Raw genomic sequence first — 20,247 nt, forward strand, 5'->3', positions numbered from 1 at the left:
AGATCGCGGCCTGCACTGCGGTAGGGTGATGGTGCATGGCTGGGCAACCGATGGCACGCCCCGGCCAATGTCGGCAAGGTGTGCTTGTCGCTGCTATGCAATGCCGCCACCATTGGAGCATGAATCCTTTCCACGCCATCCCGACCGTCGTTCTCGCGCTTGCTTCTGCAGGCTGTTCCGCCCAGACCGCGGATGACCCTTCCGTTGGCCGCATCCACGTCAATCAGCTCGGTTATCTGCCCGGCTCTGCCAAGCTTGCAGTGGTCGGGTTGCCGCAAGGCGCGGCAACCGGCGCTGACCGTTTCATAGTGGAAGACGCGCAAGGGCGCCGCGTACTGCAGGGCACTTTGCAACCTGCCGCGCAGTGGTCGCCGGCCGGCCAGCAGGCGCGGGTGGCGGATTTTTCCGGCGTGCGTACAGCAGGCACGTATCGCTTGAAAATCGACGGGCTGCCGGCGTCCGATCCGTTCCCGATCGCGGCCGGCGCGTATCAGCCGGTGCTCGATGCATCGCTGAAGGCGTTCTATTTCAACCGCGCCAGCACTGCGCTGCCGGCGCAGTTCGCCGGGCGCTATGCGCGTGCGGCCGGGCACCCGGATGCGCAGGTGTGCATCCACCCTTCCGCGGCATCGGCCACGCGCCCGGCCGACAGCGTGATCAGTGCGCCCAAGGGCTGGTACGACGCTGGCGACTACAACAAGTACATCGTCAACTCCGGCATCAGCACCTACACCTTGCTGGCGGCCTACGAGCAGTATCCGGCGCTGTTCAAGGCGCAGGCGCTAACCATCCCCAATGACGCGCCCGGCGTGCCCGGCATCCTGCAGGAGACCTGGTGGAATCTGGAGTGGATGCTGGCCATGCAGGACCCGGCCGATGGCGGCGTGTACCACAAGCTCACCGACAAGCAGTTCGATGGGTTGGTGATGCCCGAGCAAGCCAAGCAACAACGCTATGTGGTGATGAAGGCCACTGCGGCCACACTGGATTTCGCTGCGGTGATGGCGGCGGCCAGTCGCGTGTATGCACCGTTCGAGAAGCAGTATCCGGGTGTGTCCGCACGCATGTTGAAAGCCGCGCGCAGTGCCTGGGCGTGGGCGCAGCAGCACCCGGATGTGATCTATCGCCAGCCTGATGACGTGCGCACCGGCGGCTACGATGACGCGCAGGTGGACGACGAATTCGCCTGGGCCGCGGCGGAGTTGTATGTGAGCACGCGCGAGGATGGCTTCTACGACGCGATGATCGCGCGCAATGTGCCGGCCAGTGTGCCGGGCTGGAGCAATGTCGGCGGGCTGGCCTGGATGTCGCTGGCCGAGCATCGCGACCAACTCACCCCGCATGCCGACCGTGCACGCATCGCGCGTGAGATCACCGGTTTGGCGCAGCGTCTTGCCGATGAGTGGCAGTCCTCTCCCTGGCGTCTGGCGATGACGGACACCGACTTCGTGTGGGGCAGTAATGCGGTGGTGCTCAACCGCGCGATGATGTTGATGCAGGGCTACCGGCTGACCCGGCAGCGGCCATTTCTGGATGCCGCACAGTCGCAGCTGGATTACATCCTGGGGCGCAATCCGCTGGGGATGTCGTTCGTTACCGGGGTAGGGCAGCGCACGCCGATGCATATCCACCATCGCCCTTCCGAAGCCGACGGCATCGACGCCCCGGTGCCGGGTTGGCTGGCCGGTGGTCCGCAACCGGGGCAGCAGGATGCCAAGGACTGCAAGGTTGCGTATCCCTCAAAACTGCCGGCGTTGTCGTATCTGGATAACGCCTGCAGTTATGCCAGCAACGAGGTGGCGATCAACTGGAATGCGCCGCTGGTGTATGTGAGTGCTGCGATTGAGGCGTCTACGCGGTGAGGCGGGCGTTTTTCAACGCAATGCCCGATGCCGCGGCTGTTCCTTCTCCCACCGGGAGAAGGTGGCGCGCAGCGCCGGATGAGGGTACGGCGTCGGCAGGAACACCGACACACCGTACCCTCACCCCAACCCCTCTCCCGGGGGGAGAGGGGCTTTAGCTCACTCCACCCGCGTACCAAAAATCCGGTCGCCTGCATCGCCCAGGCCGGGCAGGATGTAGCCCTTCTCGTTGAGGTGATCGTCGATCGCGGCGGTGTACACCTCCACATCCGGATGCACCGCTTCCAGCGCTTTCAGGCCTTCCGGTGCGGCCACTAAAAAGATGCCCTTGATGCGGCGTGCGCCGGCGCGCTTGAGCATGTCGATGGTGGCGATCAGGGTGCCGCCGGTGGCCAGCATCGGGTCCAGGATCAATGCGTCGCGTTCTTCCAGGCGGCCGGTGAGGCGTTCGAAGTAGGGCACCGGCTGCAGGGTTTCTTCGTCGCGCTGCAGGCCGACCACGCTCACGCGCGCTGCCGGGATCAGCGCCATCACGCCGGGCAACATACCCAGACCTGCGCGCAGGATCGGTACCAGGGTGATTTTTGCGCCGGCAATCCGCTGCACGGTGACCGGCCCGGCCCAGCCGGGTTGCACGTGCGATTCGGTGTCCAGATTGGCGGTGGCCTCGTAGGCCAGCAACGTGCCCAGCTCGGTGACCAGTTCGCGGAAGCCCTTGGTGCTCAAGGCGGCATCGCGCAGCAGACCGATCTTGTGTTGAACGAGGGGGTGGCGAACTTCGACGATTTTCATGGGCAGCGACAGGCGGGAGAGACCCACAGTGTGCCGCAGCCGGCGGCAGCGTCGCCACACATTGCGCGTGATCGCGCTTGCAGATGTCATGTCAGTGAAACGTCGTAGACATAGTGTGCCCACCCATTCTTAACCAATTGGGGAAGCACCCGTGCTCAACAAGACTCCGCTCTGCCTGGCGATCACGCTGACGTTGGCTGCGGCCACGTGGAGCCCGCTGGCGCTGGCGGCCGAGGGTGCTGCTGCTGGCGGCGCAGCAAGCGCCGCGGCCATCGATCTGGAGCGGCTGGAAGTGCGCCCGCAAACGGAATCGCAGGTACGCGCGGTCGATCTCAAACGCAGTTCCGATGCCATCCAGGATGCGGTCGCGTCCGATGCGATGGGCCGCTACCCCGACAAGAATGTTGCAGAATCCTTGCAGCGCCTGCCCGGCGTCAGCGTGACGCGCGATCAGGGCGAGGGCCGCTTCGTGGTGATCCGCGGTCTGGATTCGGCGCTCAACAGCGTCACCATCGACGGCATGACCATGGGCACGCCGGAAGACGGCACGCGCTCGGCGCCGCTGGACGTGATTCCCTCCGATTCCACCGAGCGCCTCAAGGTGGTCAAGTCGCCAACGCCTGACATGCCGGGCGATTCCATCGGCGGCGCAATTCAAGTCGAGTCCACCTCCGCATTCGATCGCGATGGCCGCACCTTGCGCGGCTCGGTTGAAGGCAGCCACCAGTCGCTGTCGGGCAAGACCAGCCCGAAGGGCGCGTTCAACTACAGCGATATCTTCGATGGCACCTTCGGTGTGGCAGTGGGTGTGAACTACCAGGACCGCGAATTCGAATCCGACAACACCGAAGTGGCCTACGACAGTTTCGATGGCGGTGCGGCCGACGATCTGTTTGCCGGTGAAGTGCAGCGCCGCAAATACTTCATCGAACGTACCCGCATGGGCGCGAACCTCAATCTGGACTGGCGCCCGGACGAAGACAACCGCTATTACTTGCGCACGCTGTACAGCCGTTTCGACGATGCCGAAACGCGTCAGCGCACCATCTTCGGTCTGAGCGATGGCGAGGTCAGCGCCAATGGCGATGGCACCTACAACGTGGCCGATCTGCCGGCCGATTCGATCTCCAAGCGCGTGCGCTATCGCACCAAGAAGGAAGACACCATGGCCTTGAGCATGGGCGGCGAAAATCGCCTCAGCGCGGCCACCGTGGATTACAAGGTGGGCTACACCAAGACCACCGAGCGCGTGAACGATGAAATGGAAGCGCGCTTCAACTATGACGGCGACGATCTGTCGGCCACGGTCGATCAGAACAGCGGGATTCCGCGCCTGGGCTTCTCCGACAACGGCTGGCAGAGCAACGACGACTTCGTGTTCGACCGCTTCGTGCTTTCGCCCAAGCGGGTGGACGACAGCGAGCGCAGCGCGCAGGTCAACGTGCGCTTCGATGGCGAGCATTCCAGCCTGAAGATGGGCGTGCTCGGTCGCTGGCGCGAGCGCGATGTCAATGTGGACGAACGCGAGCTGCGTCGCGGCCCGGCGATCGACCTGAGCGACTGGACCACCGCCGCACCGGAACACCGTGGAGGCACCTTGGGCGAAAGCATCGGCTCGGATGGCATGCGCCGTTACTGGAATACCTCCGGCAATCTGTACAGCGCACGTCCGCAGGATGTCGGCGGCAATCAGCAGGTCTCGCTGCAGGACGACTACAGCGCCACCGAAGATGTGTTTGCGACGTACGCAATGGGCACCTGGGACATCGGGGCGCTGCGCATGATTGCCGGCGTGCGTGTGGAGAACACCCAGTTCAATGCCACCGGCAATCAGGTGGACGTGGCAGAAGACGGCCGCTCGGCCACGGTGACACCACGCGAAGCGTCCAGCAGCTACACCAACGTGCTGCCGGGCCTGCACCTGCGCTACGACACCGGCAACGACTGGGTGCTGCGGTTTGCGGCCAACAAGACCTTATCGCGCCCCTCGTTCGGTGATGTGTCGCCGCGCGTGAGCATCAATCGCGGCGATGAGGAAGTGAGCATCGGCAATCCCGATCTCAATCCTTACCGTTCCACCAATCTGGATCTGTCGTTCGAGAAATACATCGGCAGCACCGGCCTGATCTCGTTGGGCGTGTTCAACAAATCGATCGACGATTACATCGTGCAGACGATCAGCACCAACGATGCGGAATTCCCGGATTTGCAGGTCACGCGCTCAATCAATGGCGACACCGCAAAAGTGCGCGGCGCCGAGTTCAATTGGCAGCAGACCCTGGACTTCCTGCCGGAAGGCTGGAATGGCCTGTTGGTCGGTGCCAGCGCCACCGTGCTGGACAGCGATTTCGATCCCGGCCTGAGCGACCGCGCCGGTGAGGACTTCACCTTGCCGCGTTCGTCCAAGCGGATCTACAGCGGCCATCTGGGTTATGAAAAATATGGCTTCAGTGCGCGTGTGGCAGCGGTATATCGCAGCGAATACCTGGACACCATCGGCGCCAGCCGCGCATACGATATCTATGTCGCCCCGCACACACAGCTGGATTTCAGCATGAACTATCAATTCAACAGCCACGTCAGCCTGTATCTGGAAGCGCAGAACCTGCTGGACGAGCCGCTGGAGCTGTACCAGGGCGTGCCCACACGCACGCTGCAGAACGAAGAATACGGCCGCACCTATGCGCTTGGCCTGAAGGTGGCACTGTGATCGCAACGCGCACGCGGCTCTACACCACGTTACTCCACACCACACTGCTCGCTACCGCACTGGCACTGACGGCTTGCGCCAGCGCGCCGGTCGACCGCGAAGCCGACGAGGCACTGCTGAAAGACCCGTTGCTCAGCGAGGCCAGGGTGGCGCACGAAGTGGTGCCGGAAGCCTTCATCACCACTTCCACGCCGTCCGACAATCTGGACTCACCCGCCAGCTGGAGTGCGCCCGATGGCAGCCGCTGGCTGATCGCCACTGCCAAGGCCACGCATGCGTTGGTGGTATTCGATGGCGACAGCGGCAAGCGCCTGCGCGTGGTCGGCGGCAAGGGCAAGGCCCTGGGCAAGCTGGATCGCCCGAACGGGATCTCGGTGGTCGACGATCTGCTGTTTGTGGTCGAGCGCGACAACCGCCGTGTGCAGGTGTTCTCGCTGCCGGACTTCAAGCCGTTGACCGCCTTCGGCCAGGACGAACTGCGCGAGCCTTACGGGCTGTGGGTGCGCAAGCACGATGGCGGCTACGAGGTGGTGGTCAGCGACAACTACATGTCGCCGGCCAACAAGGATCTGCCGCCGCCGGTGGCCGACCTCGGTCAGCGCTTCCGGCGTTATCAATTGAACAACGCAGGGCAGGGCTGGCAATCGCAGCTGACCCAGAGCTTTGGCGATACCACCGAAGCGGGTGCGGTGCGGATTGCCGAATCGGTGTTCGGCGATGAAGCCAATGCGCGCTTGATGATTGCCGAAGAAGACGTGGCCGTGGGCACGCAGCTACGCGAGTACGGCATGGACGGGCGTTATCGCGGGCGCAATGTCGGCACCGGCCTGTTCAAGGCGCAGGCCGAGGGCATGACCTTGCTGGCGTGCAGCGACGGCAGCGGCTACTGGATCGCCACCGATCAGTTCAAGGACCGCAGCGTGTTTCAGGTGTTCGATCGCCAGAGCCTGGCGCATGTGGGCGCATTCGCCGGCCGGGTGACCGCCAATACCGACGGCGTGTGGCTGGATCAACGCGGCGATGCACGCTTCCCCGGTGGCGTGTTCTATGCCTTGCATGACGACCAGGCGGTGGCCGCATTCGATTGGCGCGATATCGCACGCACGCTGCGCTTGAAAGAATGCGCCCCATGAGCGCTGGGCGTGCGTCGGTATACGCGCTGCTCTCGCTCATCGCGATCAGCAGCGCTCAATCGTTTGCCGCCGAGCGGGCTGCCGAACCGAATACGCAGGTGCCGGCGGGCTCCACCCACTATGTCGCCGACGGCTTTCCGGACCGCATCGTCGCCACGCCCGCGCAGGATGCGGCGACCGGCTTCGCGGTGGCCTGGCGTACCGATGCCAGCGTCAACCAACCGTGGCTGGAACTGGTCGTCGCCGGCGACTCGCCCGACGTGGGTACGCCGCGCCGTATTCGCGCCAGCACCGCCTCGCTGAGCAGCGAAAACGGCAGTTCGCATCACCACCGCGCCGATATCGATGGATTGAAGCCGGACACGCTGTACGCCTACCGCGTGCAGGGCAACAGCACCTGGGGCGCATGGAATCATTTCCGCACCGCCGCCACGGCCGCCACCCCGCTGACGCTGCTGTATTTCGGCGATACCCAGAACAAGAATCTCAGCCTGGTCTCGCGGGTGATCCGCCAGGCCTGGCGCAGCGCACCGGATGCGCGGCTGGCGCTGTTCGCCGGCGATCTGGTCAGCGGCAAGGACGGCCAGGACGACAACGAGTGGGCCGAATGGTTCGAAGCCGGACGTTGGTTGCTGGAAGGCACCGCAGTGGCGCCGGCGCCGGGCAATCATGAGTATCACGAAGAGGGCGAAGACACCCCGCAGGCGACGCGCACGCTCGGCAGCCATTGGCCGGTGACCTTCGCCTTGCCGCGCAACGGGCCGTCGGCCACCGCGCGCACCAGCTACTGGTTCGACTACCAGGGCGTGCGCATCGCCGTGCTCGACGGTACCTCCGTGCTGGATCTGGGCACCGGCCCGGCGCAGGCGCAGTGGCTGGACACCGTATTGGCCGACAATCCGCATCCGTGGTCGATCGTGCTGATCCACCAACCGTTCTTCTCGCCGCGCGCCGATCGCGAGAACGAAAAGCTGGTCGAGCAGGTGCTGCCGGTGATCCGTCGCCACAAGGTCGATCTGGTGCTGCAGGGCCACGACCACACCTACGGCCGGCGTGGCGATGAGGCCGGGCAGGCGACGCCGGTGTTCGTGGTGTCGGTGGCCGGGCCCAAGCAGTACCGGCTCTCGGACATGGCCCGCAAGACCATGCGCCCGGTCGGCGAAGATACCCAGCTGTATCAGGTGCTTCGCATCGACAACCAGAAGTTGCTCTACGAGTCGCGCACCGCCACCGGACGTCTTTACGATGCCTTCGAGCTCAAGCGCGATACGACCGGGGCCAAGCGGTTGATCGAACACGAAGTAGGGCGCATCGCCCCGCGCGATTGCCCACGCAGTGCAACGCTCAAGGGACGGGCGGATCGCTGCTGGGAATGAAGGCGCTCTAACGAATTCGAAGGAGTTGGGGCGGATCGGCGTACTGTGTTAGGAAGATGTGAGGAAACTTCGCTGATGCATTGATTTTTCCAATGGTTACCTCGTATGCCAATTGAAAAATGTGAGTTACATCACACAAAAAATGGGCATAGGGTGTGGTTAGCCGGATCTCCATCCGGGTAGCCGGGTGTCAGGTCGGCGCTGGATGGAGGTGTTGGTGCCCCCAGCCCCCGAGAAACCACCATGATTCCCCATGTGTTTCATCTGACCGCGCCGACCAAGCAATTGCAGTGGGAAGAACGCAGGATCCAGGCCCGTCTGCAGCGGCTCTTGCCAGACTGGGTCTGCTACGTCTGGGATGATGCGGACAATTCGGAACTGATGCGTCGCGCGTTCCCGGAATTCGCCGACCGTTACGAGGCGATCCGCTTCGGCGTGATGAAGGCCGACATCGCCCGCTGCGCCTATATGCACGCGCACGGCGGCTTTTATTTCGACACCGACTACAAGCTGCTGCAGCCGCTGGGCGCCGACCTGTTGGTACAGCAATGCGTGCTGCCGATCGAGGATGGCGCGCTAGGCAACGATCAGTTCAAGATCGGCAATGCCGTATTCGGTTCCCAGGCAGGGCATCCTTTGTGGCGCGCCTTTATCGAGCACATCTTCAATGTGCATGCGCCGGAGACGCTGGAAGATCACCGGCAGATTCCGATGATCTCCGGCCCGCGCGGGCTGACGCGCTTCTACAACGCGTATGGCGAGCAATTCTCCGGCATCGTGTTCCCGCCGCGCGATGCATTCCATCCGGACCGTACCTGGTTCGGGCTAGGTCACCGCGGCGGCAAGATCGCGGTCGGCTCGCATCTGTGCTGGGCATCGTGGCGCGGCAAGTCGACGCGCCGGGCGGTGACCAATTACCTGCGTCGCAAGCTGAGCGCAGTACCGATCTGATTGCTGCGTATGGCCATGCAGATCTGTTGAACGGATCTGCATGGCGGCACCGGGATGATTCCCGCTGCGGCACTCAACGCGGCGTTTTGTGCGGTTCACGCTGGTGAAGGGCGCTTGCGCAAGCGCCCTTCGCATCGTGCTTGCTATGTCACAAATCTCGCGCCGTCAGCGCGGCAGCTCACAGAACTTCCGCGTTTCAGGCGTTGAGAGATGTGCAGCCTCAGGCGGCCTCGGCCTGCACCTGGCGCGGGCCTTCCTTGAGCGCACGCGCGATCAAGCCGACCAATAGATCGAGCTCGTCTTCGTCCATGGCGAAGTGCGGCGTGAAGCGCAGCGAATTCTCGCCGCCGTGGATCACGTTGACACCGCGGTGGCGCAGCCATTCCTCGGTGGAACCGGCGCCGTAACACTTGAACTGCGGTGCCAGTTCGCAGGAAAACAGCAAGCCGGTGCCCTGCACCTTGGTGATCAAGCCGCCCAACTCGGACTGCAAGGCTTCCAGCTTGGCGATCGCCTGCGCGCCGCGGCTACGGATGTTGGCGCGCACCTGCGGAGTGAACAACGCCAGCGTGGCGCAGGCCACATCGAGCGCGCGCGGATTGGTGGTCATGGTGTTGCCGTAGGTGCCCTTGCGATACACCTGTGCGGCGTGTTCGGTCACGGCCAGCACCGAGAGCGGGTATTGCGCGGCATTGAGTGCCTTGGAATAGGTTTCCAGATCCGGCGGGTCGAGCTGCTCGAAGCCGGGGTAGTCCACCACCGACAGCACGCCGTGCGCGCGCAGGCCGGCCTGGATCGAATCCACCAGCAGCAGGCTGCCGTGCAGGCGGGTCAACTCGCGCGCAGCGGCGTAGAACGCGGCCGGCAATGCGCGCCCCGGGTCGCCTTCGCCCATCACCGGCTCCAGGAACACCGCCTCGATGAACCAGTGATTGCGCTCAGCCTCCTCGAACGCGCGCTGCAGCGCCGCCACGTCGTAGGGCGCGATTGCGATCACCGAGTCTTCGTCGCGGTAGCTGGCCAGATACTTGGTGTAAGTCTTGCGGCTGGAATCGGAATACAGGCCGGGGCGATCGGTACGGCCATGGAAGCTGCCCTTGACCACCACGCGCTTGATGGTGGCACCGGCATGCCGCGCGCCCGGGTCGGTGTGCAACTTGGCGTTGGTGTCGACGATGCGTGCGGCCAGGCCGACCGCTTCGGAGCCGGAGTTGAGACACATGAAACGCGCAAACGGACAGCCGCCACGCGTATGCCCGATCTCCGCGCGCAATGCGCGGTCCAACCGGCGCTGCGCCAGGCTGGGCGTCATCACGTTGGCCATCACCTGCGGGCGTGCCATGGCCTCGAGTACCGGCGCGGGCGTGTGGCCGAAGCCGAGCATGCCGTAGCCGCCGGCGTCGTACAGCACCGCACCCTTGAGCGTGACCACCCACGGGCCGCGCGCGGCCAGCGCTACATACGGGGTCACCGCATCGTCGGCATAGAAATTGATGAAGCCGTCCTGCACCGCGCCGATCTGCGCGTCTTCGTCCAGGTCCAGCAGGTCGGCGACCTCCTCGCGCACCAGCGCGTATTCGGCGGCGGCCGCATCGATGGCCTGGGCGAGATCGTCGTGGGTGCTGGCCAGGCGCACGATGCTGGCATCGTCCAGGCCATCGGTCAGGCGGCGGCCGGCATGGGCACGCAGCGGGGCGAGTGGGGCAAGGACGGACATGGCGCATCTCCTACAAGGTGGCGTTCCCTTTCTATTATCGGCAGAAGATCGGCGTTTGGCAGCGTGAATCCGGGCAGGAAGTCAGGTATTTTCGTCGAATCGACGAATCATTTAGGCAAAAGTGAAGATCACTCCCTCCGACGAACGCCTGCTGTCGCTGTTGCGCGAGGACGCGCGCGCCTCCACCGCGCAGATCGCGCGCCGGCTCGGGCTGTCGCGCACGACCGTGCAAAGCCGTATCGAAAAACTCGAACGCGACGGCGTGATCAGCGGCTACACCGTGCGCACCCACGACGCCTACGAACAGGGCCGCATCCGCGCGCATATCCTGATCACCGTGCTGCCCAAGAAGATGCCGGCAGTGGTCAAGGCACTGCGTGACATCCCCGAGGTGCGCCTGCTGCACTCGGTCAGCGGCGCCTACGACCTGATCGCCCTGGGCGTGGTCGGCGGCGTCAACGAAATGGACGTGCTCACCGACGCCATCGGCGCCATTGACGGGGTGGAGCGCACGACCACGTCGATCATTCTGTCGACGAAGTTTGAGCGGTGAGGGGGAGTCAGGAGTGGGGATTAGAAAATCGGGATTGGGATCTGGGATGGAATAGTGAGCAATGAATCGGCGGCGAGCAAAGCCCCTCTCCCCTCGGGAGAGGGGTTGGGGTGAGGGTACGGGGCGAAGCCCGCACGCGCTCAAACTCCAATAGTGCTTCGCCCGCACCCTCATCCGGCGCTACGCGCCACCTTCTCCCGATGGGAGAAGGGAGAAGGGAGCAGGTCGCAGCTCTGGTGATTAACGCCCCTCTCCCGCTGGGGGTGAGAAAGCACGGTTTGCGCGTCACTGGCGCGCATGCCTTGGAGCGCCCGCGCCGCAAGCGCTGGCCGGGCAGGGCCGCGGAGCGGGGGAGGGTACGAACGGGTATAGGGCGACGCCATCGCCTACCAGTCGACGATTCACCTTTACTGGCGCGTGGCGACGCGTTTGCCATGGCCGACTCCTGAATTTGCTCGCGGCGCCTCCCGCCGGGAGAAGGATGTCCCCAGCATGTCCCGCTAAACTAGCGGCCCCAATCGCTGCACCGCCGAACCTTTGAAGAAGTCCGATTTCAACTATTCGCTACCCGACGAACTGATCGCCCAGGCGCCGCTGGCCGAGCGTGCTGCCAGCCGCTTGCTGGTGGTGCCGCCGTCGCCGCAGGCGCTGGTCGACCGCCAGGTGCGCGATTTGCCAGAACTGCTGCAGCCGGGCGATCTGCTGATCTTCAACGACACCCGGGTGATCCCGGCGCGCCTGTTCGGGCAGAAGGCCAGCGGCGGGCGGGTGGAAATTTTGATCGAGCGCCTGCTTGGCGAGCGCGAGGCGCGCGTGCAGATCGGCGCCAGCAAGTCGCCCAAGGCCGGCAGCCTGATCGCGCTCGATGCCGGTGGGCAGGCCGAAGTGCTGGGCCGCGATGGCGAGTTCTATCTGCTGCGCTTCGATATTCCTTCGCCGCTGCAGCAGTGGCTGCCGGAGGCCGGGCAGCTGCCGCTACCGCCGTACATCCGCCGCGAGCCGGGTGTGGAAGACCGCGAGCGCTACCAGACCGTGTTTGCCCGCGAGGTCGGCGCGGTCGCCGCGCCCACCGCCGGCCTGCATTTCGATGAGGCGCTGCTGGCGCAGTTGCGCGAGCGCGGGGTGGAGTTCGGCCATGTCACCTTGCATGTCGGCGCCGGTACCTTCCAGCCGGTGCGCGTGGATGCGCTGGACAAGCACGTGATGCACACCGAGTGGCTCAACGTCGGTGCTGCGCTGGTCGAGCAGGTGCGGCGCACGCGCGCACGCGGCGGCCGCGTCATTGCGGTGGGCACCACGGTGGTGCGCTCGCTGGAAAGCGCCTGGCGTAAAACCGATGCCGCACCCGATGGCGAATTGCTGCCATTTGCCGGCGAAACCCAGATCTTCATCCTGCCCGGCTACCGCATCCGCAGCGTCGATGCGATGGTCACCAACTTCCATTTGCCCGAAAGCACGCTGCTGATGATGGTCTCGGCCTTCGCCGGCCGCGAACGCATTTTCGCCGCCTACCAGCACGCCATCGAACAGCGCTATCGCTTCTTTTCGTACGGCGATGCGATGCTGCTGTGGGGCAGGGAGTGGGAAGTGGGGAGTGGGGATTCGTAACAGCACTCCGTTCGCCGCCTCCTCGGCTTTCGCCAATCCCGAATCCCCAATCTCCAATCCAGGCCTTTCAATGTCCCGACTTCAATTCCAGCTCCAAGCCACCGACGGCCATGCCCGCCGCGGCCGCCTGACCTTTCCGCGCGGCACCGTCGAGACGCCAGCGTTTATGCCGGTGGGGACGTATGGCTCGGTCAAGGGCATCCTGCCCGAGCAGATCCGCGCGCTGGGTGCGGAGATCATCCTGGGCAACACCTTCCATCTGTATCTGCGCCCGGGTCTGGATGTGATTGGCGATCACGGCGGGCTGCACGGGTTTGCGCGCTGGGACGGGCCGATCCTTACCGATTCGGGCGGATTCCAGGTGTTTTCGCTGGCGCATCGCCGCAAGATCACTGAACAGGGCGTGACCTTTTCTTCGCCCACCGATGGCGCCCGCGTATTCCTGGGGCCCGAAGAAAGCATGCAGATCCAGAAGGTGCTCGATTCGGACATCGTGATGATCTTCGACGAGTGCACTCCGTACCCGGCCACCGAAGACGTCGCGCGGCGCTCGATGGAACTGAGCCTGCGCTGGGCGCAGCGCTCGCGCGACGCGCATGACGGGCTGGGTAACGATGCGGCGCTGTTCGGCATCGTGCAGGGCGGGGTGCATCCGGACCTGCGCAGCCGCTCGCTGGATGGGCTGCAAGGTATCGGCTTCGACGGCTATGCCATCGGCGGGCTGGCGGTGGGCGAGCCCGAGCATGAGCGCAATGCCATGCTCGAACACCTGCATCCGCGCCTGCCGGCCGAGCGCCCGCGCTACCTGATGGGCGTGGGCCGCCCCGAGGATCTGGTCGAAGGCGTGGCGCGTGGCGTGGACATGTTCGACTGCGTGATGCCTACCCGTAACGCGCGCAACGGCCACTATTTCACTTCGTTCGGTACCGTGCGCATCCGCAACGCCAAGTACGAGCGCGACCTGGACACCATCGAGCCGGGCTGCGGGTGTCACGCCTGCAGCAGCGGCTACACGCGCTCCTACCTGCGCCATCTGGACCGCTGCAACGAGATGCTGGCGCCGATGCTGGGCACCCTGCACAACCTCTGGTACTACGAAAAATTGATGGCCGACCTGCGCGCGGCGATCGCCTCGGGAACCTTTGTGGAGTTCCGGCGGTCCTTCTATGCGGCACGCGGCGCCATCACGCCGCCGTTGCCGGGGGAAACCAGCTGAAACCGGCCGTCCGCGCCCTTGCGCGGACGGTTTGGAACCCGCATGGCATAATTCCCGGCTGTTCCGCTTCGGCGGTACCTGAATAGCGAGCGGGCCGCTTGGCGCGCTGGCACCAAACTAGGATGCATTGAATGAATCTGCTCGATTTCCTGATCCCCGTCGCCCAGGCGCAGGCCACCGGTGGCGCGCCGGCCGCCGGCCCGATGGGAAGCCTGTCCACCTTCGCGTTGCCGATCATCCTGATCGCGGTCATGTATTTTTTGATGATCCGCCCGCAGATGAAGCGCCAGAAGGAGCACAAGTCGCTGCTGGAGAAGCTCTCGCGCGGCGATGAAGTGATCACCTCCGGCGGCGTTGCCGGCGTGATCAGCGACATCGGCGACAACTTCATCACCGTGGAAGTGGCCGACAACGTGCGCATCCGCGTGCAGAAGAGTGCCGTGGGCCATGTGCTGCCCAAGGGCACGCTGAAGTCCGCCAGCTAAGAGCGGCTCAAAAACTACTGCGCGCACCGTCAGGCGGGCGCAGTCGGTGCTTGGAACCGGTGGGTCGCAATACTCCCGTCCCGGCACCGCCCGCATCCACCTGACGACCGCTCGCGACCTTGTGTTGGCCGCTTGAAGTCGTTCTCACTGCTAGGCGCGTCGCCGGGATGGTGTCGCGCGGGACTGTCGCAATGCTCGAATTTCCTCGCTGGAAGTATTTCCTGATCCTGCTGGTGCTGGCGGTCAGCGCGCTGTACGCGTTGCCCAACATCTACCAGAAAGACCCGTCCGTGCAGATCACCGCCAGCCGCGGTGCCCAACTCGACGACGCATTGCGTAGCCGCATCGACGCCGACCTCAAGAGCGCCGGCATCACGCCCAAGGCCGTCACCAAGGAAGGCGAGAGCCTGATGGTGCGTCTGCCCAACCTGCAGGCACAGACCCGCGCCAACGACGTGCTGCGCCAGCAACTGGGCGAGAACTACACGGTGGCGCTGAACCTGGCCTCGACCGTGCCGGACTGGCTGGCCAAGCTGGGCGGCCGGCCGATGGTGCTGGGTCTGGACCTGGTCGGCGGCGTGCATTTCGCCATGCAGGTGGATCAGAAAGCGGCGCTGGAAAAACGGTTGGACGGCTTTGCCGAAGACATCCGCACCACCTTGCGCGATGGCCGCATCGCCTATCGTTCGGTCGAGCGTCGTGGCGACAACAGCATCCAGGTCAGCCTGAGCGAGGGCGCCAGCGCCGATGCCGCACGCACCGCGCTGGCCAAGGCGCAGCCGACGCTGACCTATGACGTCAGTGGCCAGAACATCGCAGTGAAGGTCCCCGAGGCCGAACTCAAGCAGATCGCCAGCGGCGCGATCGAACAGAACCTCACCACCTTGCGCAATCGTGTCAACGCGCTGGGCGTGTCCGAACCGACCATCCAGCGCCAGGGCGAAGACCGCATCGTGGTCGAATTGCCGGGCCTGCAGGACACCGCCGAGGCCAAGCGCCTGATCGGTGCCACCGCCTCGCTGGAATTCCGTGCGGTGGTCGAAGGCAATGCCGAAGACGCCGTGCGCAGCGGCACCATTCCGCCGGAAGCCAAGGTCTACCGTCTGCGCGACAGCAATGCACCGGTGTTGCTCAACAAGCGCGCGCTGGTGACTGGTGATCAGATGGTCAGTGCCAGCGTCAGCAACGACCAGAACGGCATGCCGGCGGTGGCGGTGACGCTCAACAACGTCGCCGGCCAGCGCATGCTCGACTACACCAGCGCCAATGTCGGCAAGCTGATGTCGGTGGTCTACATCGAGCGTATCCCCACCGTGACCATGGTCGACGGCAAGGAAGTGCGCAGCGTGCGGGTCAAGGAAGAGGCGCTGTCGCCGACCCGTATCGCCGGCGTGTTCGGCAAGAATTTCCAGACCACCGGTCTGGAAAAGACCGAAGCCGAGAACCTGGCCAAGTTGTTGAAGTCTGGCTCGCTGGCCGCGCCGATGGATTTCGTCGAGGAATACGTGATCGGCCCGAGCCTGGGTGCGGAGAACGTGGAGCGCGGCGTCACTGCGGTGGTGTTCTCGTTCGTGTTCACCCTGGTGTTCTTCACCATTTACTACCGCATGTTCGGCGCGATCACCTCGGCGGCGCTGCTGTTCAACCTGCTGATCGTGATTGCGGTGATGTCGCTGTTCGGCGCCACCATGACGCTGCCGGGTTTTGCCGGTCTGGCGTTGTCGGTCGGTCTGTCGGTGGACGCCAACGTGCTGATCAACGAGCGTATCCGCGAAGAATTACGTCTCGGCGTGCCGCCCAAGTCGGCAATCGTGGCCGGTTACGAGAAGGCCGGTGGCACCATCCTCGACGCCAACCTGACCGGGTTGATCGTCGGCGTGGCGCTGTACGCGTTCGGTACCGGCCCGCTGAAGGGCTTCGCGCTGACCATGATCATCGGTATTTTCGCCTCGATGTTCACCGCGATCACCGTGTCGCGCGCGCTGGCGGTGCTGATCTATGGCAGCCGCAAGAAGCTGAAGTCTGTCGCTATTTAATGCGAGTCCCTCGCAAGAGCCCGCACATCCATGTGCGGACTTTTTAGGAAGATCTTTCAATGAAAATTTTTCCGCTTCATCTGATCCCGAACGACACCAAGATCGATTTCATGCGCCTGCGCAAGCCGGTGCTGATCTTGATGCTGGTGCTGGCGATCGCCTCGATCGGCATCATCGTCGGCAAGGGCTTCAACTACGCACTGGAATTCACCGGCGGCACGCTGGTGCAGACCTCGTTCCAGAAGACGGTGGACGTGGACCAGGTGCGCGAGCAGCTGGCCAAGGCCGGCTTCGAAAACGCGCAGGTGCAGAACGCGCGCGGCGGCAACGAGGTGATGATTCGCCTGCAGGCGCGCGAGCAGCACAACAACCGCGACGATGCCGCCACCACCGTGGCCGAAGAAGTGCGCAAGGCCGTCAGCACCGAGCAGAATCCCGCCACCGTGCAGCCGGGCGAATTCGTCGGCCCGCAGGTCGGCAAGGACCTGGCCTTGAACGGCGTGTACGCCACGGTGTTCATGCTTGTGGGCTTTCTGATCTACATCGCGTTCCGCTTCGAGTGGAAGTTCGCTGTGGTCGCCAGCCTGACCGCGTTGTTCGATTTGCTGGTGACGGTGGCCTTCGTGTCGCTGACCGGCCGCGAGTTCGATCTGACCGTGCTGGCGGGCTTGTTGTCAGTGATGGGTTTTGCGATCAACGACATCATCGTGGTGTTCGACCGCGTGCGCGAAAACTTCCGTGCGCTGCGCGTGGAGCCGCTGGAAGTGCTGAACCGCTCGATCAACCAGACGCTCTCGCGCACGGTGATCACCGCGGTGATGTTCTTCCTGTCGGCACTGGCGTTGTACATCTACGGCGGCGAGTCGATGGAAGGCCTGGCCGAGACGCACATGATCGGCGCGGTGATCGTGGTGATCTCCTCGATCATCGTCGCCGTGCCGATGCTGAGCATCGGGCCGTTCGCGGTGACCAAGCAGGATCTGCTGCCCAAGGCCAAGGATGTGGAGGCGCTGGCGTGTCGTCCTTGATCGGTTGGTAAAAGGTGTGACGAAAAAACCGCGCATTGCGCGGTTTTTTCGTTTCTGGCGTTGGGCGTCGTGACTGCATGGTGTGCACTGTGACGCCACTACTCAAGATTGTGAACACTAGGGATTTCGTCGGACACGTGATGCCGATCGATACGCAATATGTTGCGGGAGAGAAACAACAGCGCCGCCAACGCTTTGTTCTGTGTGCCCGCAGACACCTGTGCCTGGATCGCCAAGCGGTTGAGGAACGCCTCGACCTCCACTTGGCCCATCTGCACCAAATAACCCTTGCCGCTGGCCAGGATGAAGCGCCGTATCCAGCTCAGATAGGCCTGCTCGGTGCGCAGGCTTTAGTGCCGTACCCGCAGGCGGTCGCGCACCTGATACAACAGCTTCGGCCCCGACCGCGCTGTTACGCCTCCATCTCCCGGGGTGTAATTCATACGCCTGCTCAACAGTTGGGTAACACCACCAGCATCGACGTGGGGCTTGGCCCCAGCTATCAGGTAAGCGATTGATATTCATTGGGAATGAGCCTATTCCCACGCGTCCGCGGATTGCTGATACTAGGTGCAACACCGCGTTTAGGCGGTCCAATAGAAGTTAGACGTCATGGGCGAGACAGAAGGAAATCGGCCACTCACCGAGGAAGAGCGCGCGCTCGCCCGCTACATGCTTGAGCATGGAACCACGGAGGCTCGTGACTTCATTGAGCAACTGGAACGCGCGGAGGCCACATCTTGGCGTTGTCCGTGCGGGTGCGCGAGCATCAACTTCCAGTTACAGAGCCATGCTCCAGCGCCTCCCGGAGTACACGTTCTTGGCGACTATGTCTTTGACTCGGACGGCGAGCACTCCGGCGCCTTCATTTACTCATGCAACGGCATTCTGAGCGGGATCGAGGTATACGGCTTCTCCGGCGATGCGCCGCATTTTCTGCCGGCGCCGTTGACGCTCAGACCGCTTTCAAGCGAAAGTTCGTCGGTAGCCGGCGGATGACGTCTAACAATTCATTCAAGCCGAACCCGCTTCGCGGGTCGGCTTAATTCAGGCGTTAGGCCTCACATGGAAAATCTTGCAAATCTGACAATAAAGCTGCTGCAGAACGAGCTCTCCGAGCAGCAGTTCTTGGATGCGCTTGGCATCGCTCGCGAAGAAGTTGGGGCGTTTACGTCAGCGTTGGTCTCACGGGCCATCACCGATAAGAATGGCAGCGATCTCAATGACGCGGAGATGATCCGTTTAAAATTCGCGCTGCGCGAGCCACCACAGGGTTACGACTCAGAACTTGATTACTGGCACAACTTGCTCCTGCAAGACTGGCACCAAGAGCATGAGGAACTGATATCAGGCCTTCAAATGAAGGCTGATCCGTCAAGCATTCCTTATCTAACGGCAGCCATTGGGCTAAAGCCTTTGCTCGGGTACCTCGCCTATGACGACTATGGCGCCTACTATAAGAAATGCTTGTGGGCGCTACAGGCGATCGGGACGGATGAGGCGATCGAGGTGATCAGGTCGTGCACATCGTCCTCAGACCCAGCGCTCAATAATGAGGCTTCTTATAGGCTTAGCCGTCTAGGTTCCGTGCAGTGAGGCCTAACAATTCATTCAAGCCGAAGCCGCTTCGCGACTCGGCTTAATTTCAGAGTTAGGCCTCATGACGGCAGATCGATCAATTGAGCTTCTTCAGAAACACTCTCACCTGCTCTCCCCGGACAAGCAGGCTGTAGCTCGCTACATCTGTGACAATTGGCCGCTGGACCGTAGGCTACCCCAGGGGGTTGCGAAGCATGCGCGCCGCGCATTCGGGCGTTCGGCCACGAACCTTTCCGAGGCTCAAGGGATAGCTCGTGATCTGTTTTTGGAGGCTGCCGGACTTGCGCACTCAGTGCGCAAGGCTGAGGCCTAACAATTCATTCAAGCCGACGCCGCCTCGCGGCTCGGCTTAACTCAGGTGTTAGGCGGCCATGAAACAAATCTGGCGTTTCGTAGCGATATCACTAGGTCCAGGGATTGCTCTATTCCTTGCGTTTGTGGGTTACATGGCATTCGACGTCTATGTGCGCGGCAACTGCGATCCGAAGTTTGGATGCTTCGGCAGCATTCACTTCGCTGGCTTCATAACCGGACTCATGCTTATCTGCTCATTGTCGGGACACCTCATCGCGTGCTTTGTCTTTCACAGGACAGTCCGTTTTCTGTCTGGCTTGTGGCTCTTTGGCATCGTCGTCGCACTAAGCCTCGGTCAAGGCGCATTAGCTGCTTCAATGGGGTGGCTGCTGCTCGGAGACTCGGTCACAGGCATGATGGCAGCGTGGGCGGCTATTTCTTGCGTTGTAGCGCTAGTCGTTCTATATCTAGTGCGTATCTGGCCGCCTAACAATTCATTCAAGCCGATGCCGCTTCGCGGCACGGCTTAATTCAAGCGTTAGGTAGCAGATGAGACAAAAGCCGTGTCCAACTTGCGGAAAGCCAATCACGTTCTCTTGGGCGGACTTGGTCTTTCTGAACAACTGGGGCAAAGCCAATTTGTTCTGCCTTGGCTGCAGGACATCTTGCACCATCTGTAATGCCGCCTCGCAGATCTCTTTTGTCCTCTCTGTTGGGGGAGCCGCGCTGCTATACGTCCTGCTATTCAACACCGGTTTGATACTCCTACCGGAATACGCAAAAGCAATCTTTTTAGTAGTTTCGGTGCCGGTGGTTATGCTTACTAGGGCACTCGCAACCGAGCGCTTCGCAGAGCTGGCAGTAAAGTGAGGCTGCTACCTAACAAC

Annotated in this window: 17 protein-coding genes; 14 read left to right on the top strand and 3 right to left on the bottom strand. The window is 63.1% G+C overall.

Annotated elements, in window-relative coordinates:
- Positions 1 to 119: 119 nt before the first annotated feature.
- Positions 120 to 1,862 (top strand): glycoside hydrolase family 9 protein, encoded by a 1,743-nt coding sequence (locus AC1PLU_RS09110; RefSeq protein WP_481108251.1) that lies wholly within the window; start codon positions 120 to 122, stop codon positions 1,860 to 1,862.
- A gap of 159 nt (positions 1,863 to 2,021) precedes the next feature.
- Here the strand turns inward: AC1PLU_RS09110 and upp are convergent, their stop codons facing one another.
- A complete protein-coding gene (gene upp, locus AC1PLU_RS09115; protein ID WP_481108252.1) occupies positions 2,022 to 2,654 on the bottom strand; it encodes a uracil phosphoribosyltransferase in 633 nt (210 codons plus the stop codon).
- 151 nt (positions 2,655 to 2,805) lie between these two features.
- Between upp and AC1PLU_RS09120 the strand changes: the two genes are divergently transcribed.
- The 4 genes from AC1PLU_RS09120 (at position 2,806) to AC1PLU_RS09135 (ending at position 8,824) form a co-directional block, all read left to right on the top strand.
- Complete coding sequence (locus tag AC1PLU_RS09120; protein ID WP_481108253.1) at positions 2,806 to 5,364, top strand: TonB-dependent receptor; 2,559 nt, start codon at positions 2,806 to 2,808, stop codon at positions 5,362 to 5,364.
- The gene (locus AC1PLU_RS09125; protein WP_481108254.1) at positions 5,361 to 6,497 is read left to right on the top strand and encodes a phytase; all 1,137 of its coding nucleotides are present in this window, start codon (positions 5,361 to 5,363) and stop codon (positions 6,495 to 6,497) included. Before AC1PLU_RS09120 ends, AC1PLU_RS09125 begins: the two co-directional genes overlap by 4 nt.
- On the top strand, positions 6,494 to 7,873 hold the full coding sequence (locus AC1PLU_RS09130; RefSeq protein ID WP_481108255.1) for a purple acid phosphatase family protein: 1,380 nt from the start codon (positions 6,494 to 6,496) through the stop codon (positions 7,871 to 7,873). Before AC1PLU_RS09125 ends, AC1PLU_RS09130 begins: the two co-directional genes overlap by 4 nt.
- A 243-nt stretch (positions 7,874 to 8,116) precedes the next feature.
- Positions 8,117 to 8,824 carry a glycosyltransferase family 32 protein gene (locus AC1PLU_RS09135; protein ID WP_481108256.1) on the top strand — a complete coding sequence of 236 codons (708 nt, stop codon included), beginning with the start codon at positions 8,117 to 8,119 and terminating at the stop codon, positions 8,822 to 8,824.
- 220 nt (positions 8,825 to 9,044) lie between these two features.
- Here the strand turns inward: AC1PLU_RS09135 and AC1PLU_RS09140 are convergent, their stop codons facing one another.
- Positions 9,045 to 10,541, bottom strand: coding sequence for an aminotransferase class III-fold pyridoxal phosphate-dependent enzyme (locus AC1PLU_RS09140; RefSeq protein ID WP_481108257.1), 1,497 nt, complete (start codon positions 10,539 to 10,541; stop codon positions 9,045 to 9,047).
- Positions 10,542 to 10,662: 121 nt separating this feature from the next.
- Between AC1PLU_RS09140 and AC1PLU_RS09145 the strand changes: the two genes are divergently transcribed.
- The 6 genes from AC1PLU_RS09145 (at position 10,663) to secF (ending at position 17,467) form a co-directional block, all read left to right on the top strand.
- Positions 10,663 to 11,094, top strand: coding sequence for an Lrp/AsnC family transcriptional regulator (locus AC1PLU_RS09145; RefSeq protein ID WP_006448917.1), 432 nt, complete (start codon positions 10,663 to 10,665; stop codon positions 11,092 to 11,094).
- A 537-nt stretch (positions 11,095 to 11,631) separates the two neighbouring features.
- Positions 11,632 to 12,702 (top strand): tRNA preQ1(34) S-adenosylmethionine ribosyltransferase-isomerase QueA, encoded by a 1,071-nt coding sequence (queA, locus tag AC1PLU_RS09150; protein WP_481108258.1) that lies wholly within the window; start codon positions 11,632 to 11,634, stop codon positions 12,700 to 12,702.
- A 70-nt stretch (positions 12,703 to 12,772) separates the two neighbouring features.
- Positions 12,773 to 13,918 carry a tRNA guanosine(34) transglycosylase Tgt gene (tgt, locus tag AC1PLU_RS09155; protein ID WP_481094646.1) on the top strand — a complete coding sequence of 382 codons (1,146 nt, stop codon included), beginning with the start codon at positions 12,773 to 12,775 and terminating at the stop codon, positions 13,916 to 13,918.
- 131 nt (positions 13,919 to 14,049) lie between these two features.
- On the top strand, positions 14,050 to 14,403 hold the full coding sequence (yajC, locus tag AC1PLU_RS09160; protein WP_006448914.1) for a preprotein translocase subunit YajC: 354 nt from the start codon (positions 14,050 to 14,052) through the stop codon (positions 14,401 to 14,403).
- Between the two features lie 191 nt (positions 14,404 to 14,594).
- Positions 14,595 to 16,439: a protein translocase subunit SecD gene (gene secD / locus AC1PLU_RS09165; protein ID WP_043907395.1), complete on the top strand. Its 1,845-nt coding sequence runs from the start codon at positions 14,595 to 14,597 to the stop codon at positions 16,437 to 16,439.
- A gap of 59 nt (positions 16,440 to 16,498) precedes the next feature.
- The gene (gene secF / locus AC1PLU_RS09170) at positions 16,499 to 17,467 is read left to right on the top strand and encodes a protein translocase subunit SecF (RefSeq protein ID WP_481108259.1); all 969 of its coding nucleotides are present in this window, start codon (positions 16,499 to 16,501) and stop codon (positions 17,465 to 17,467) included.
- Between the two features lie 98 nt (positions 17,468 to 17,565).
- On the opposite strand, the gene AC1PLU_RS09175 is transcribed toward secF, so the two are convergent.
- Positions 17,566 to 17,814, bottom strand: a complete 249-nt coding sequence (locus tag AC1PLU_RS09175) for a site-specific integrase (RefSeq protein WP_481094652.1) — start codon at positions 17,812 to 17,814, stop codon at positions 17,566 to 17,568.
- Positions 17,815 to 18,079: 265 nt separating this feature from the next.
- Between AC1PLU_RS09175 and AC1PLU_RS09180 the strand changes: the two genes are divergently transcribed.
- The 3 genes from AC1PLU_RS09180 to AC1PLU_RS09190 all read left to right on the top strand — a co-directional run bounded on the left by AC1PLU_RS09180 (position 18,080) and on the right by AC1PLU_RS09190 (position 19,890).
- Entirely contained in the window at positions 18,080 to 18,466 is a 387-nt protein-coding gene (locus AC1PLU_RS09180) for a hypothetical protein (RefSeq protein ID WP_481094647.1), read from the top strand.
- A gap of 66 nt (positions 18,467 to 18,532) precedes the next feature.
- Positions 18,533 to 19,063, top strand: coding sequence for a hypothetical protein (locus tag AC1PLU_RS09185; RefSeq protein WP_481108260.1), 531 nt, complete (start codon positions 18,533 to 18,535; stop codon positions 19,061 to 19,063).
- 374 nt (positions 19,064 to 19,437) lie between these two features.
- Positions 19,438 to 19,890, top strand: a complete 453-nt coding sequence (locus AC1PLU_RS09190) for a hypothetical protein (RefSeq protein ID WP_481095793.1) — start codon at positions 19,438 to 19,440, stop codon at positions 19,888 to 19,890.
- The last annotated feature ends 357 nt before the right edge of the window (positions 19,891 to 20,247 follow it).

It is taken from the genome of Xanthomonas sp. NCPPB 2933, assembly GCF_056725225.1.